Source organism: Enterobacter cloacae complex sp. Mu1197 (genome assembly GCF_040059225.1).
In the GTDB taxonomy this organism is placed as follows: domain Bacteria; phylum Pseudomonadota; class Gammaproteobacteria; order Enterobacterales; family Enterobacteriaceae; genus Enterobacter; species Enterobacter quasiroggenkampii.
Window position 1 is genome coordinate 3,826,593 of sequence record NZ_CP157375.1, and the last position, 15,778, is coordinate 3,842,370.

The 15,778-nt window shown below is 56.7% G+C and carries 14 protein-coding genes; 4 read left to right on the forward strand and 10 right to left on the reverse strand.

Annotated elements, in window-relative coordinates:
• Window positions 1-4: 4 nt before the first annotated feature.
• From lysS to xerD, 5 genes are all read right to left on the reverse strand, one after another.
• Window positions 5-1,522, reverse strand: a complete 1,518-nt coding sequence (gene lysS, locus ABFV38_RS17925) for a lysine--tRNA ligase (protein WP_021242046.1) — start codon at window positions 1,520-1,522, stop codon at window positions 5-7.
• A 9-nt stretch (window positions 1,523-1,531) separates the two neighbouring features.
• Window positions 1,532-2,630 (reverse strand): peptide chain release factor 2 gene (gene prfB / locus ABFV38_RS17930; protein ID WP_095908218.1). Its coding sequence is split into 2 segments (ribosomal slippage): window positions 1,532-2,554 and window positions 2,556-2,630, totalling 1,098 coding nucleotides; the frame shifts between segments, so codons are not numbered across the junction.
• A 90-nt stretch (window positions 2,631-2,720) separates the two neighbouring features.
• A complete protein-coding gene (gene recJ / locus ABFV38_RS17935; protein WP_348957677.1) occupies window positions 2,721-4,454 on the reverse strand; it encodes a single-stranded-DNA-specific exonuclease RecJ in 1,734 nt (577 codons plus the stop codon).
• A 5-nt stretch (window positions 4,455-4,459) separates the two neighbouring features.
• Complete coding sequence (gene dsbC, locus ABFV38_RS17940) at window positions 4,460-5,173, reverse strand: bifunctional protein-disulfide isomerase/oxidoreductase DsbC (RefSeq protein ID WP_023333302.1); 714 nt, start codon at window positions 5,171-5,173, stop codon at window positions 4,460-4,462.
• A 28-nt stretch (window positions 5,174-5,201) separates the two neighbouring features.
• The gene (xerD, locus tag ABFV38_RS17945) at window positions 5,202-6,098 is read right to left on the reverse strand and encodes a site-specific tyrosine recombinase XerD (protein WP_008499709.1); all 897 of its coding nucleotides are present in this window, start codon (window positions 6,096-6,098) and stop codon (window positions 5,202-5,204) included.
• A gap of 101 nt (window positions 6,099-6,199) precedes the next feature.
• Here xerD and fldB point away from each other — a divergent pair, with 101 nt between their 5' ends.
• Window positions 6,200-6,721, forward strand: a complete 522-nt coding sequence (gene fldB / locus ABFV38_RS17950; protein WP_025757760.1) for a flavodoxin FldB — start codon at window positions 6,200-6,202, stop codon at window positions 6,719-6,721.
• Window positions 6,722-6,727: 6 nt separating this feature from the next.
• Here the strand turns inward: fldB and ABFV38_RS17955 are convergent, their stop codons facing one another.
• Entirely contained in the window at window positions 6,728-7,138 is a 411-nt protein-coding gene (locus ABFV38_RS17955) for a protein YgfX (RefSeq protein ID WP_021242050.1), read from the reverse strand.
• On the reverse strand, window positions 7,119-7,385 hold the full coding sequence (sdhE, locus tag ABFV38_RS17960; RefSeq protein ID WP_149367670.1) for an FAD assembly factor SdhE: 267 nt from the start codon (window positions 7,383-7,385) through the stop codon (window positions 7,119-7,121). The genes ABFV38_RS17955 and sdhE overlap by 20 nt, the downstream gene beginning before the upstream one ends.
• A gap of 294 nt (window positions 7,386-7,679) precedes the next feature.
• Between sdhE and ygfZ the strand changes: the two genes are divergently transcribed.
• Window positions 7,680-8,660 (forward strand): tRNA-modifying protein YgfZ, encoded by a 981-nt coding sequence (gene ygfZ, locus ABFV38_RS17965; RefSeq protein ID WP_045909913.1) that lies wholly within the window; start codon window positions 7,680-7,682, stop codon window positions 8,658-8,660.
• 84 nt (window positions 8,661-8,744) lie between these two features.
• On the opposite strand, the gene ABFV38_RS17970 is transcribed toward ygfZ, so the two are convergent.
• Complete coding sequence (locus ABFV38_RS17970) at window positions 8,745-9,404, reverse strand: hemolysin III family protein (protein WP_045335239.1); 660 nt, start codon at window positions 9,402-9,404, stop codon at window positions 8,745-8,747.
• Between the two features lie 265 nt (window positions 9,405-9,669).
• Here ABFV38_RS17970 and ABFV38_RS17975 point away from each other — a divergent pair, with 265 nt between their 5' ends.
• Both ABFV38_RS17975 and bglA read left to right on the forward strand, forming a co-directional pair.
• Window positions 9,670-10,401 carry a MurR/RpiR family transcriptional regulator gene (locus ABFV38_RS17975; protein WP_235401181.1) on the forward strand — a complete coding sequence of 244 codons (732 nt, stop codon included), beginning with the start codon at window positions 9,670-9,672 and terminating at the stop codon, window positions 10,399-10,401.
• A gap of 116 nt (window positions 10,402-10,517) precedes the next feature.
• Window positions 10,518-11,951 (forward strand): 6-phospho-beta-glucosidase BglA, encoded by a 1,434-nt coding sequence (gene bglA, locus ABFV38_RS17980; RefSeq protein WP_045329218.1) that lies wholly within the window; start codon window positions 10,518-10,520, stop codon window positions 11,949-11,951.
• Between the two features lie 77 nt (window positions 11,952-12,028).
• Here the strand turns inward: bglA and ABFV38_RS17985 are convergent, their stop codons facing one another.
• Both ABFV38_RS17985 and gcvP read right to left on the reverse strand, forming a co-directional pair.
• Window positions 12,029-12,772, reverse strand: coding sequence for an SDR family oxidoreductase (locus tag ABFV38_RS17985; RefSeq protein WP_348957681.1), 744 nt, complete (start codon window positions 12,770-12,772; stop codon window positions 12,029-12,031).
• Between the two features lie 70 nt (window positions 12,773-12,842).
• Window positions 12,843-15,716: an aminomethyl-transferring glycine dehydrogenase gene (gene gcvP, locus ABFV38_RS17990; protein ID WP_348957683.1), complete on the reverse strand. Its 2,874-nt coding sequence runs from the start codon at window positions 15,714-15,716 to the stop codon at window positions 12,843-12,845.
• Window positions 15,717-15,778: the final 62 nt, after the last annotated feature.

The window sequence follows — 15,778 nt, forward strand, 5'->3', positions numbered from 1 at the left end:
CGCCTTACTTCACCGGGCGCATCGCCGGGAACAGGATCACGTCACGGATGGTGTGGCTGTTGGTGAACAGCATCACCATACGGTCGATACCAATCCCCAGACCCGCCGTTGGTGGCAGGCCGTGCTCCAGCGCGGTCACGTAGTCTTCGTCGAAGAACATCGCTTCGTCGTCGCCTGCCGCCTTCGCGTCAACCTGATCCTGGAAGCGCTGAGCCTGGTCTTCCGCATCGTTCAGCTCGCTAAAGCCGTTGCCGATTTCACGGCCGCCGATGAAGAATTCGAAGCGGTCAGTGATTTCAGGGTTCTGGTCATTACGACGCGCCAGCGGAGAGACTTCAGCCGGGTACTCGGTAATGAAGGTCGGCTGAATCAGGTGCGCTTCGGCCACTTCTTCGAAGATCTCGGTCACGATACGGCCCAGACCCCAGCTCTTCTCAACCTTGATACCGATGCTTTCGGCGATCGCTTTCGCAGAATCGAAGTTATCCAGATCGGCCATGTTGGTTTCCGGACGGTACTTCTTGATCGCTTCGCGCATGGTCAGTTTTTCGAACGGCTTGCCGAAGTCGAAGACTTCTTCACCGTAAGGAACCTGCGTGGTGCCCAGAATATCCTGCGCCAGCGTACGGAACAGGGATTCGGTCAGCTCGATCAGATCTTTGTAATCCGCATACGCCATATAGAGTTCCATCATGGTGAACTCTGGGTTATGACGAACGGAGATCCCTTCGTTACGGAAGTTACGGTTGATTTCGAACACGCGATCAAAACCACCAACCACCAGACGCTTCAGGTACAGTTCCGGCGCGATACGCAGGTACATGTCCAGGTCCAGGGCGTTGTGATGGGTGATGAACGGACGCGCAGACGCGCCGCCAGGGATCACCTGCATCATCGGGGTTTCCACTTCCATAAAGTCGCGGTTCACCATGAACTGGCGGATACCGGCCATGATCTGGGAGCGAATTTTGAAGGTCTTGCGGGATTCATCGTTAGAGATGAGATCCAGGTAGCGCTGACGGTAGCGCGCTTCCTGATCCTGCAGGCCGTGGAATTTGTCCGGCAGCGGGCGCAGTGCTTTGGTCAGCAGACGCAGCTCGGTGCAGTGGATAGACAGTTCACCGGTTTTGGTTTTGAACAGTTTACCTTTCGCGCCCAGGATATCGCCCAGGTCCCACTTCTTGAACTGCTCGTTGTAGATGCCTTCCGGCAGATCGTCACGGGAAACGTACAGCTGAATACGGCCGCCAACGTCCTGCAGGGTCACGAAGGAGGCTTTACCCATGATACGACGGGTCATCATGCGGCCCGCAACGGCTACTTCAACGTTCAGCGCTTCCAGCTCTTCGTTCTCTTTCGCGTCGAAGTCAGCGTGCAGTTGGTCTGAGGTGTGGTCACGACGAAAATCGTTCGGGAACGGCACGCCCTGCTCGCGCAGCGCTGCCAGCTTCTCGCGGCGGGTTTTCAGTTCGTTGTTAAGATCGACTACCGCGTCAGCGCCCTGTGCTTGTTGTTCAGACATGTTGGTTCCTCATAACCCTGCTTTCAAACTTGCTTCGATAAATTGGTCCAGGCTGCCGTCCAGCACCGCCTGCGTGTTACGGGTTTCAACCCCGGTACGCAGGTCTTTGATGCGGGAGTCATCAAGGACGTAAGAACGGATCTGGCTGCCCCAGCCGATGTCAGACTTGTTGTCTTCCATCGCCTGTTTCTCAGCATTTTTCTTCTGCATCTCCAGCTCATAAAGCTTCGCTTTCATCTGCTTCATGGCCTGGTCTTTGTTCTTATGCTGGGAACGGTCGTTCTGGCATTGCGTTACCAGCCCGGTTGGAATGTGGGTAATACGCACCGCCGATTCCGTACGGTTAACGTGCTGGCCGCCCGCGCCGGATGCGCGATAAACGTCGATACGCAGGTCCGCCGGGTTAATTTCGATATCGATATCTTCATCAACTTCCGGGTAAACAAACGCGGAGCTGAAGGAGGTATGACGACGGCCGCCGGAGTCGAACGGGCTCTTACGCACCAGGCGGTGAACGCCGGTTTCAGTGCGCAGCCAGCCGTAGGCGTAATCACCGATGATCTTGATGGTGACGGATTTAATACCGGCCACTTCACCTTCAGACTCTTCGATAATTTCGGTTTTGAAGCCGCGCGCTTCGGCCCAGCGCAGATACATGCGCATCAGCATGCTGGCCCAGTCCTGCGCTTCGGTACCGCCGGAACCTGCCTGAATATCGAGATAGCAGTCAGCGCTGTCGTATTCGCCGGAGAACATGCGACGGAATTCAAGCTGCGCCAGCTTCTCTTCCAGCACGTCGAGTTCTGCTACGGCTTCGTTAAAGGTTTCTTCGTCGTCGGCTTCGACGGCCAGCTCCAGCAAACCGGAAACATCTTCCAGCCCCTGGGCCATTTGATCCAGCGTATCTACGATAGCTTCGAGAGAGGAACGCTCTTTACCCAGCGCCTGTGCGCGTTCAGGTTCGTTCCAGACGTCCGGCTGTTCCAGCTCGGCGTTTACTTCTTCAAGACGCTCTTTCTTGGCATCGTAGTCAAAGATACCCCCTAAGAACGTCAGAGCGCTCCGTGAGGTCCTGAATACGGTTTTTTACCGGATTAATTTCAAACATGGTCTGTTTTCTTTTATGGACTTGTCAAAATGCGGTGATAAGAGCGGGATTGTACCGAATCCACGCCCTTTTTTATAGAGATTACTGCCGCTAAATTGGCCAGATATTGTCGATGATGATCTGAAGGGTGCGGTTACCGCGAAACTCGTTGATGTCCAGTTTGTACGCCAGCTCGACCTCGCGTACGCCGTTGTCCGGCCATACCGCCGTGTCAACGTTAAAGGCAATACCGTCCAGCAGCGGGCCGCCGCCGACCGGCTCAACCATCACCTTCAGATGACGTTCGCCGACGATGCGTTGCTGCAGCAGGCGGAAACGGCCGTCGAACAGCGGCTCCGGGAACATCTGCCCCCATGGACCGGCATCGCGGAGCATTTGCGCCACGTCCATCGTCATCTCAAGCGGTGAAAGCTCGCCATCGGACACCACTTCACCCTGCAGCAGGGCCGGGTCAATCCAGTCGGTGACCAGCTCGCCGAACAGGCGCTGAAACTCGTCGAATTTCGCCTCTTCCAGCGACAGGCCTGCCGCCATAGCATGGCCGCCGAACTTGATCATCAGGCCCGGATACAGCGTATCGAGACGCTCCAGTGCGTCGCGCATATGCAGGCCCTGAATCGAGCGGCCAGAGCCTTTCAGCGTGCCGTCGCCCGCGGGGGCGAAGGCGATCACCGGGCGGTGGAAGCGCTCTTTGATGCGCGACGCCAGAATGCCGACCACGCCCTGATGCCACTCGGGATGGTACATCGCCAGGCCGCCCGGCAGCGTATCGCCGCTGCGCTCCAGTTTTTCACACAGGGTCAGCGCTTCGGCCTGCATCCCCTGCTCAATCTCTTTACGCGTCTGGTTCAGGGCGTCCAGCTCGTTGGCCAGCACGCGCGCTTCACCGATGTTGTCACACAGCAGCAGCGCGACGCCAACGGACATATCGTCCAGTCTTCCGGCCGCGTTCAAGCGTGGCCCAAGGGCAAAGCCCAAATCGCTTGCCGCCAGCTTGAGCTGGTCGCGGTTGGCGATTTCCAGCAGCGCCTTGATCCCCGGGCGGCACTTGCCTGCCCGGATACGGCTTAAGCCCTGCCAGGTCAAAATACGGTTATTGGTATCGAGCGGGACCACGTCAGCGACGGTACCCAGTGCCACCAGATCGAGATATTCGGCCAGGTTCGGTACGGCAATACCGCGGGATTCGAACCAGCCCTTGTCGCGTAACAGGGTACGCAGCGCCAGCATCAGATAAAACGCCACGCCTACGCCCGCAAGGGATTTCGACGGAAAATCGCAGTCGCGCAGATTGGGGTTAATAATCGCCTCGGCGGCAGGGAGCGTTTCACCGGGGAGATGGTGATCGGTAACCAGCACCGGGATCCCCAGCGCGTGGGCATGATCGACCCCCGCATGGGAAGAGATCCCGTTATCGACGGTCATGATCATCTGCGCACCGCGAGCGTGGGCCTGATCGACCACTTCCGGGCTGAGTCCGTAGCCGTCTTCAAAACGGTTCGGCACCAGATACGTGACGTTATCGCAGCCCAGCGCGCGCAGGCTGAGCACGCTCAGCGCGGTGCTGGTGGCGCCGTCGGCGTCGAAATCCCCTACCACCACGATGCGCGTGCCCTCACGCAGGGCGTGGTAGAGCATTTCAGTGGCTTTTTCGATGCCGTTCAGCTGCTGCCAGGGCAGCATCCCTTTCACGCTGCGTTCCAGATCTTCAGCGCGACGCACGCCGCGGCTGGCGTAGAGGCGCTTCAGCAGCGGCGGGAGATCGTCCGGTAAATCAACCGGTTCAACCGCCTCGCGGCGGCGCAATTTTATCGGGGCTTTCACGCGGATTATTTACCACTAACCTGTTTCTGGTGCGCGTCGAGGAACTCTTTCATCTCTTTTGGTCCCTGATAGCCCGGAACGACATACCCGTTGCTCAGGACAATCGCTGGCGTACCGCTCACGCCAAACTGCACGCCCAGCGCGTAGTGGTTAGCAATGTCGATATCGCAGGAGGCTGGCTTAACCTCTTTTCCGCTCATCGCATCATCAAAGGCTTTGTTGCGGTCTTTCGCACACCAGATGGCCTTCATGTCCTGCTCTGGCTGGCTCTGTACGCCCGCGCGCGGGAAGGCCAGATAGCGCACGGTAATACCCAGCGCGTTGTAGTCTTTCATCTCTTCATGCAGCTTATGGCAGTAGCCGCAGGTGATATCGGTGAAGACGGTAATGACGTGTTTTTCCTGCGCCGCCTTATAGACGATCATCTCTTTTTCGAGCGCGTTCAGGTTTTTCATCAGCAGCTGGTTGGTCACGTTGACCGGCTGCGCGCCGCTCACGTCGTACATTGGCCCCTGAATAATGTGTTTTCCGTCTTCGGTGACGTACAGCACGCCGCTGTTGGTCAGTACCGTTTTCATCCCAGCGACCGGTGCTGGCTGAATATCGCTGCCGGTGACGCCAAGCTTAGCGAGCGACTGTTTGATAGCGGCGTCGTCAGCATGGGCGAAACCGGTAAAGGAGGCTGCCAGCAGGGTGAACAGCGCGAAACTCTTTTTCATAGTTGATCCTGTTACATTTCGTCGGCACTCACGCACGAGGGTGGTGCTGTTGGTGTAGCTGCCGCAGGCGTTCCGTCGCGACATGGGTGTAAATTTGCGTCGTGGAAAGATCGCTATGTCCCAGCAGCATCTGCACCACGCGTAAATCCGCGCCGTGGTTGAGCAGATGCGTCGCGAAGGCATGACGCAATACGTGCGGCGAAAGCTTTTCACTGTCGATACCGGCCAGTGTGGCGTAATGCTTGATGCGATGCCAGAACGTTTGCCGCGTCATCTGCTGTGCGCGCTGGCTCGGAAACAGAACGTCGATAGACGCGCCGTTGAGCAGCCACGGGCGACCGTGCTCCAGATACGTTTCCAGCCAGTAAACCGCCTCTTCGCCCAGCGGAACCAGCCTTTCCTTGTTTCCTTTACCGATGACGCGCACCACGCCCTGACGCAGGCTGATGTCGCTCATCGTCAGGCCAACCAGTTCCGAAACGCGCAGGCCGGTAGCATACAATAGCTCAAGCATGGCTTTATCGCGTAACTCCAGCGGCAGGTCAACTGCCGGTGACTGTAATAATCTCTCAACTTGTGCTTCGCTGAGATCTTTCGGCAGCCGCTGCGGAAGTTTTGGGGATGCCAGCAGCGCGCTGGGATCGTCTTCGCGGATCTTCTCACGGTAGAGATGCTGGAACAACCGACGCATGGCGCTGAGCAAGCGCGCAGAACTGGTCGCTTTGTAGCCCCCTTCTACACGTTCACCGAGCAGTGCCTGCAGGTCGTCGCTTTGCGCGCTCGCCAGCGAGAGCTGCCGACGGGCCAGCCACTCCACCAGCATGGTAAGATCGCGCCGATAGGCGCTGAGCGTATTCTCGGCCAGATTTTTTTCCAGCCACAGCGCGTCGAGAAACTGTTCAACGAGTGCGAGATCCTTTTCCACATCAGCCCCTTTGATTCTGCAGTCAGGTCATTATGCCTGATTGTGACCGGTTTCTGGTACACTACGCGCAAAGTCAACGCAAGAATTGAGATAGTTACGCGATGAATATTGGTCTGTTCTATGGTTCCAGCACCTGCTACACCGAAATGGCGGCAGAGAAAATTCGCGACATCATTGGCCCGGAACTGGTGACGTTGCATAACCTGAAAGATGACGCGGTGGCGCTGATGGAACAGTACGATGTGCTGATCCTGGGCATCCCAACCTGGGATTTTGGCGAGATACAGGAAGACTGGGAAGCCATCTGGGATCAACTCGATTCAGTCAATCTCGACGGCAAGATTGTTGCCATGTACGGGATGGGAGATCAGCTGGGTTACGGGGAGTGGTTCCTGGACGCGCTCGGCATGCTGCACGACAAGCTGGCGCCGAAAGGGGTGTCGTTCATCGGCTACTGGCCAACCGAAGGTTACGAGTTCACCAGTAAAAAGCCGATTATTGCCGACGGCGAGCTGTTTGTTGGGCTCGCTCTGGATGAAACCAACCAGTACGATCTTAGCGATGAACGCCTGCAAACCTGGTGCGAGCAGATTCTGGGCGAAATGGCAGAAAAGTTTAGCTAACGCCTATTACCCCTGCGTCGTCTGTTGCAACAGCATCCGGCGCAGGTCTCGCCACTCGGCAGCATCCATACTGTCAGCCGCCAGCCAAAGATGCTGGCAACGACCGCCGTCCACCTTGCGTAACCGTAACATCATGCCGCAGTTGAGCATCCAGGGCATACCGAGAATATCCCACTCTTTTCCCTGCCAGCGCAGGCGGGAATCCATCAGTAGCTTGATCTCTCCCTGACGGGCATTAATGCGACGCTGGCTGCGTACGCTGTCAAACACGACAAACGAGAGTAACAGCAGCCACAGCGGCGTATAGCTCAGCGGCCACGGCATCAGTAACACAAAGGCCGCAACCAGGCCGTGGAGCAACAAAGACATCCACTGCGAGCGCCACGAGACGCGAAGATCAGATTGCCACAGGACCACGTTCCCGATTCCGTGTTTGAATTAATTGCACCATCCGTTGCAACTCGGTGTCGGCGGGTTTGCCGTGGTTCATCAGCCAGTTGAATAAATCCGGATCGTCAGACTCAAGCAAGCGAACAAACAGATGCTTATCATCATCGCTTAAGGTGTCATACTCATATTCGAAGAAAGGCATGATGGAAATATCAAGTTCACGCATGCCGCGACGGCACGCCCAGTGAATACGGGCCTTGTTGTTAATATCCATGTTCAGTTTCCTGCATTACGTTTGGCACAGTCGGTACCCCATTCAGTGTTCTTTATTTCTCTACGGGGACACCAGCTAGTGTAACGTGTTTTTGAGCGTTTCATTACTGGAATATTGCGATCGACGAACAGGCTTCCAGAATAATCCCTACAAAGACAGCGGATTACATTATTTTGCGTGCTGTTACGCACAACCGGTTTATGGCACAAATGGCCTGTTGAAAGCGCTTGCATTGCCTGCAGGCTCTTTTACCATTAGGCATTATCAAAGCGTTAAGCAATTCAGGATATCGTTATGGCCTTTACACCATTTTCTCCTCGCCAGCCCGCCGCCTCTGCGCGTCTGCCGCTGACGCTTATTTCTCTTGATGACTGGGCGCTGGCGACGCTCACCGGTGCCGACGCCGAAAAATATCTGCAGGGCCAGGTGACCGCCGACGTCAGTCAGATGACCGAACACCAGCACCTGCTGGCCGCCCATTGCGACCCAAAAGGCAAAATGTGGAGCAACCTGCGTCTGTTCCGCCGTCAGGACGGTTTTGCCTTTATTGAGCGCCGCAGCCTGCGTGACGCCCAGCTCAAAGAGCTGAAAAAATACGCGGTCTTCTCCAAAGTCACTATCGCCCCGGACGACGAACATGTCCTGCTGGGTGTGGCCGGCTTCCAGGCGCGTGCGGCGCTGAAAAATCTGTTCAGCGAACTGCCGGATGCCGAAAAGCAGCTCGTCAGCGAAGGCGCTACCTCTATCCTGTGGTTTGAACACCCGGCAGAGCGTTTTCTGTTAGTCACCGATGCTGAAACCGCCGAGCGCGTCACCGAGGCGCTGCGCGGCGAAGCGCAGCTTAACAACAGTCAGCAGTGGCTGGCGCTGAACATCGAAGCGGGTCTGCCGATCATTGACGCCGCAAACAGCGCGCAGTTTATTCCTCAGGCAACGAACCTGCAGGCGCTGGGCGGCATCAGCTTTAAAAAAGGCTGCTACACCGGCCAGGAGATGGTCGCACGTGCGAAATTCCGCGGGGCAAACAAACGCGCGCTATGGACACTCGCGGGCCATGCCAGCCGCGTACCTGAAGCAGGTGAAGATTTAGAGCTGAAGATGGGTGAAAACTGGCGCCGTACCGGCACCGTATTAGCCGCCGTACAGCTGGATGATGGACGTCTTCTGGTGCAGGCCGTTATGAACAACGACATGGAAGCGGACAGCGTGTTCCGCGTGCGCGACGATGTGAACACACTGAGCATCGAGCCTCTGCCCTATTCACTGGAAGAGTGATGCTGTATCGCCCGGTGGCACTGCGCTTACCGGGCCTACTTATCCCGTACGTCGGGTAAGGCGAAGCCGCCACCCGACAAAAAACTACGCCTGCCCCACATACAAATAAATCGCTAAAAAGTGGCACACGCTGCCGCCCAGCACAAAGCCGTGCCAGATGGCATGGTTGTACGGAATACGCTTGCAGACGTAGAAAATGACGCCGAGCGAATACACCACGCCGCCTAAGGCCAGAAGCGTGACGCCCCCTATCGACAGTTTGATTGCCAGCTGGTACACCACGATCAGCGACAGCCAGCCCATGGTCAGATAGGTGACCAGCGACAGCACCTTAAACCGGTGCGCGATGGTGAGCTTAAACAGGATCCCGAGCAGCGCCAGGCTCCAGATAACAATCATCAGGCCGCGCGACAGCGGCGAGTTGAGCCCCACCAGCAGAAACGGCGTGTAGGTGCCTGCAATAAGAAGGTAGATAGCGCAGTGGTCAAACTTCTTGAGCCACATCTTGGCCCGCTGATGCGGGATCGCGTGATACAGCGTCGAGGCCAGGAACAGCAGGATCATGCTCCCGCCATACAGGCTGTAGCTGGTAATAGCCATTGCGCTGGCATTGGCATCGACCGCCTGCACCAGCAATAACACTAAACCGACAATCCCAAACACCAGGCCAATGCCGTGGCTGATGCTGTTGGCTATTTCCTCAGCCAGCGAATATCCCTGCGCGATTAATGGTCTACTCACCATACAAAACTCCAGGAAAACAAAAGATGATTATTCATCGCATCACTATGCTAACTGAGAATGATTCCAGTGAACACATGTTAGCTAAAATAATTTCATTTCAGGATTTATACCTAAAAATCATAGACATAAATGAATTCTTCACCTAACACTTGTTCACATTAAAATTTAACCATTAAGAATCAAGAGCATAAAAATGGATCCTGCCGTCTGGCCGCATGTTATGATGGATACATGAGGTCTGAATAAGAGTTATGCCATTGTGAGTATGTTTACCCACTCCGCCATTGCCAGTCTCAATAACCTGGAGATGATGGTCTACAACTATGTCATTAAAAACCGTGACAAAGTCATGTACATGACCATCCGCGAGCTGGCGGATGCGGCGGGTGTCTCGACGACCACTATCCTGCGCTTTTGCCGCAAGCTTAACTGCGAAGGCTACTCGGAGTTTCGCGTACGCTTTAAGCTTTATCTTGAACAAAACGAGCCCCAGCAGGCGAATTTCGGTGCCAGCGAAATTATCAGCTTCTTTAAAAGCGTAAATAATGAAGAGTTCGACGCGTTACTAGATGATGCGGTCGATATTATTTTATCGTCGGAACGCATTATATTTGTCGGCGCAGGAACGTCAGGCTCGCTGGCAAAATATGGCGCACGTTTCTTTTCTAATATCGGAAAATTCAGTAACCATATTGATGACCCTTATTTTCCGGTCACCAATGACATGGCGAAAAATGCGCTGGCGATTGTGCTCTCCGTCTCGGGTGAGACCGAGGAGATCCTGCGCTTCGCCAGCCAGTTTAGCCTGCATCATTGCAAGGTGCTCTCGATTACCAGCCACGAGCACTCGCGTCTCGCAAAGCTGGCGGACTTTAATCTCTCCTGGCATGTTCCCCAGACGCGTATTGCGGGCGTCTACGATATCACCACGCAAATTCCCGTCATCTATATTCTGGAATCTCTCGGCCGTAAACTGGCGAAGAAACTTGCAGAATAAAACACCCTGTTTTTTTGATGTGACAAATCACATTTACCGTAAATTGTTATATCGTGACATTTAATTTCGCTTTGCTAGACTCGATGCCAATAAGTCATTTATTGAGAATAGCAGCGATGAAAAAACTGACCTTACCAAAAGATTTTTTATGGGGTGGCGCGGTTGCCGCTCACCAGGTTGAAGGCGGCTGGAACAAAGGCGGCAAAGGGCCAAGCATTTGCGACGTATTAACCGGCGGCGCACACGGCGTACCGCGCGAAATCACGCAGGACGTGGTGCCGGGGAAATATTATCCCAATCATGAGGCGATTGATTTCCACGGCCATTACAAAGAAGACATCAAGCTGTTTGCCGAGATGGGCTTCAAGTGTTTCCGCACGTCTATTGCCTGGACGCGTATCTTCCCGAACGGTGACGAAACGCAGCCAAACGAAGAAGGGCTGAAGTTTTACGACGACATGTTCGATGAGCTGCTGAAATACAACATCGAACCGGTGATCACCCTCTCCCACTTCGAAATGCCGCTGCACCTGGTGAAGGAGTACGGTAGCTGGACCAACCGTAAAGTGGTCGATTTCTTTGTGCGCTTCGCGGAAGTGGTCTTCGAGCGCTACAAAAACAAGGTCAAATACTGGATGACCTTCAACGAAATCAACAACCAGCGTAACTGGCGCGCGCCGCTGTTCGGCTACTGCTGCTCGGGCGTGGTCTATACCGAACATGAAAATCCGGAAGAGACCATGTATCAGGTCCTGCACCACCAGTTTGTGGCCAGCGCCCTGGCGGTGAAAGCCGCGCGCCGCATCAACCCTGAGATGAAAGTCGGCTGCATGCTGGCGATGGTGGCGCTCTATCCGTTCTCCTGCAAACCGGAAGACGTGATGTTCGCCCAGGAATCAATGCGCGAGCGCTACGTCTTTACCGATGTCCAACTGCGCGGCTACTACCCGTCCTACGTGCTGAACGAATGGGAGCGCCGCGGGTTCTCCATCAAAATGGAAGCGGGCGACGAGCAGATACTGCGTGAAGGCACCTGCGACTACCTGGGCTTCAGCTATTACATGACCAACGCGGTGAAGGCGGAAGGCGGTACCGGCGATGCCATTTCCGGTTTCGAAGGCAGCGTACCGAACCCGCACGTGAAGGCCTCCGACTGGGGCTGGCAGATTGACCCGGTAGGCCTGCGCTATTCCCTGTGCGAACTGTACGAGCGTTACCAAAAGCCGCTGTTTATCGTGGAAAACGGATTCGGCGCCTACGACAAGGTGGAAGAAGACGGCAGCATCAACGATGACTATCGCATCGACTACCTGCGTGCCCATGTGGAAGAGATGATCAAGGCCGTCACCCACGATGGCGTGGATCTGATGGGCTATACGCCATGGGGCTGTATCGACTGCGTGTCGTTTACCACCGGCCAGTACAGCAAGCGCTACGGCTTTATCTACGTGAACAAGCACGACGACGGCACGGGCGACATGTCCCGTTCCCGTAAGAAGAGCTTTAACTGGTATAAGGAAGTGATTGCCAGCAACGGCGAGACGCTGTGATTTTTTGCCCGGTGGCGCTGCGCTTACCGGGCCTACACGAACAGTAGGCCGGGTAAGGCGAAGCCGCCACCCGGCTTTTATTTCCCGCCCGCTAACTCGATAAAACTGCCCGTCACGTACGACGCCTTTTCGCTCAGCAGCCAGACAATCGCCTGGGCGACCTCTTCCGGCTGGCCGCCGCGCTGCATCGGCAGCAACGATTTCACGCGATCCACTCGCCCCGGCTCTCCGCCGGAAGCATGGATATCGGTATAGATCAGACCCGGACGGACGCAGTTAACGCGAATGCCCTGCGCCGCCACCTCCAGCGATAGCCCGGTTGTCAGCGAATCCACCGCCCCCTTGGACGCGGCATAATCCACATATTCACCCGGCGCGCCCAGACGCGACGCCGCAGAGGAGACATTCACTATAGCCCCACCCTTGCCGCCATGTTTGAAGGACATGCGTTTTACCGCTTCCCGGCAGCAGAGGAAGTAGCCCGTGACGTTGGTCGCCAGGACGCGGTTAATGCGCTCGGCGGAGAGATTCTCAATGGTGGACTGCTCAAACAGAATCCCCGCATTATTGACCAGCGCGGTCAACGGCTCGCCTTCACGATCGAGGCTGTCAAACATCGCCAGCACCTGAGCTTCATCACTGATGTCTGCCCGAACGGCAAAGACTTTACCGCCCGCCTCAACAATCTGGTTGATCACATCCGTTGCGGCCTTAATGTTGTGATGATAGTTCACCGCCACGGTGTAGCCTTCGCGAGCCAGCTGCAGCGCGGTGGCTTTCCCGATGCCGCGGCTGGCGCCGGTGACCAGTGCAATTGCCATTATCTTCTCCCAATAAAAAAGCCGGGTGGCGGCTTCGCCTTACCCGGCCTACGTTACTACAGCAGCAATGTTACTGGTATTCGCTCATCGGCACGCAGGAGCAGAACAGGTTACGGTCGCCGTAGACGTCATCGAGACGCTTCACGGTCGGCCAGTATTTGTTCGCCACACCTGCCGGGAAGACCGCCAGCTCGCGGGAATAGCCGTGGTTCCACTCTGCCACCATCTCGTGCTGGGTGTGCGGAGCGTTGACCAGCGGGTTATCTTCCAGCGTCCACTCACCGTCCTGTACGCGGTCGATCTCCATGCGGATGGCCAGCATCGCGTCGATAAAGCGGTCCAGCTCAGCTTTGCTTTCGGACTCCGTTGGCTCCACCATCAGCGTGCCCGCAACCGGGAACGACATGGTAGGCGCGTGGAAGCCGTAGTCGATCAGACGCTTGGCAATGTCCAGCTCGCTAATGCCGGTCTGCTCTTTCAGCGGACGAATATCAAGGATGCACTCGTGCGCCACGCGACCGTCGCGGCCGGTATAGAGCACCGGGAAGGCAGACTTCAGGCGCGTCGCAATGTAGTTGGCGTTCAGAATGGCCACCTGGCTCGCCTGCTTCAGCCCTTCCGCGCCCATCATGCGGATATACATCCAGCTGATTGGCAGGATAGAGGCGCTACCGAACGGTGCCGCAGAAACCGCGCCCTGACGGGTCAGCATGCCTTCAATCTGAACCACGCTGTGGCCCGGCACAAACGGCGCCAGGTGCGCTTTCACGCCGATTGGGCCCATGCCCGGGCCGCCACCGCCGTGCGGAATGCAGAAGGTTTTGTGCAGGTTGAGGTGCGATACGTCCGCGCCGATAAAGCCCGGCGAGGTAATGCCCACCTGCGCGTTCATGTTTGCGCCGTCGAGGTATACCTGACCGCCGAACTGGTGCACCACGTCGCACACTTCACGGATGGTCTCTTCGTACACGCCGTGGGTGGACGGATAGGTCACCATGATGCAGGAGAGTCTGTCGCCCGCCTGCTCGGCTTTCTCGCGCAGGTCAGCCAGGTCGATGTTGCCGTTCTTATCGCACGCCACCACCACCACTTCCATGCCCGCCATCTGGGCAGAGGCCGGGTTGGTGCCGTGGGCTGAGCTTGGGATCAGGCAGATATCGCGATGGCCTTCGTTACGGCTTTCGTGATAGTGACGGATTGCCAGCAGGCCCGCATATTCACCCTGCGCGCCGGAGTTCGGCTGCATGCAGAGCGCGTCGTAACCGGTCAGCTTCACCAGCCAGTCGGAAAGCTGGTTGATCATCACGTGATAACCTTCCGCCTGCTCTGGCGGGCAGAACGGGTGCAGCTCGGAGAATTCAGGCCAGGTGATCGGGATCATCTCTGCCGCGGCGTTCAGCTTCATGGTGCAGGATCCCAGCGGGATCATCGCCTGGTTCAGCGCCAGATCCTTGCGCTCCAGAGAGTGCATGTATCGCATCATCTCGGTTTCGCTGTGGTAGCGATTAAAGACCGGGTGCGTCAGGATGGCGTCGTTACGCAGCATGCTGTCCTGAATGGAGCGGCTGTCGAGCGCAACTTCTTTGTCGAGCGCATCAATGTCCAGACCGTGCGCGTCACCCAGCAGCACGCTGAACAGGTTCAGGATATCGTCGCGGGTGGTGCTTTCATCCAGCGTAATGCCGACGGCGTTGTGGATGTCGCTGCGCAGGTTGATCTTTGCCGCGTCCGCGCGGGCCAGCACGGCGGCTTTGTCCGCCACGTCCACGCACAGGGTGTCGAAGTAGTGGGCATGGCGCAGCTTAAGACCTTTTTGCTGCAGGCCGCAGGCCAGGATATCGGCCAGGCGGTGAATGCGGCTGGCAATGCGTTTCAGACCAGCCGGGCCGTGGAACACGGCGTACAGGCTGGCGATATTCGCCAGCAGCACCTGTGAGGTACAGATGTTGGAGTTCGCTTTCTCGCGGCGGATATGCTGCTCGCGGGTCTGCATCGCCATGCGCAGCGCGGTATTACCGGCAGCATCTTTGGAGACGCCGATAATACGTCCAGGCATGGAACGTTTGAATTCATCTTTCGCGCCGAAGAACGCCGCGTGCGGGCCGCCGTAGCCCATCGGTACGCCGAAGCGCTGTGCTGAGCCGAATACGATATCCGCGCCCTGTTTGCCCGGCGCCGTCAGCAGCACCAGCGCCATAAAATCGGCGGCAACGCTCACAACCACCTTGCGGGATTTCAGCTCGGCAATCAGCGCGCCGTAGTCGTGAACTTCACCGGTGGTGCCCACCTGCTGGAGCAGCACGCCAAAGACATCCTGATGATCCAGCACTTTGTCAGCGTCGTCGACAATCACGTCAAAGCCGAAGGTTTCCGCACGGGTGCGCACCACGTCCAGCGTCTGAGGATGCACGTCCGCCGCCACGAAGAAGCGGTTAGCGTTTTTCAGCTTACTCACGCGCTTAGCCATCGCCATCGCTTCGGCGGCAGCTGTCGCTTCATCCAGCAGAGAAGCGGAGGCGATATCCATGCCGGTCAGGTCCAGCGTCACCTGCTGGAAGTTCAGCAGCGCTTCCAGACGGCCCTGGGAGACTTCTGGCTGATACGGCGTATAGGCGGTGTACCAGCCCGGGTTTTCCAGCATGTTGCGCAGGATCACCGGCGGCAACTGCACGTTGGTGTAGCCCATGCCAATGTAAGACTTATAGCGCTTGTTCAGGCCGGCGATGGCCTTCAGCTCCGCCAGCGCGGCGAATTCCGTAGTGGCTTCCCCCACCTGAGGCGGCGTGGCAAGCTGGATGTCTTTTGGCACAATCTGGCCGATCAGTGCGTTTAATGAATCCGCGCCAACTGTCTTTAGCATCTCCTGCTGTTGCTGAGCATCCGGCCCAATGTGACGTTCGATGAAGGCGCCACGGTTTTCAAGCTGGCTTAAAGTCTGTGTCATGAGCGATGGTTCCTGAAACGTGCAGTGAATGTGTTTTCTCCCTCTCCCTTAGGGAGAGGGCT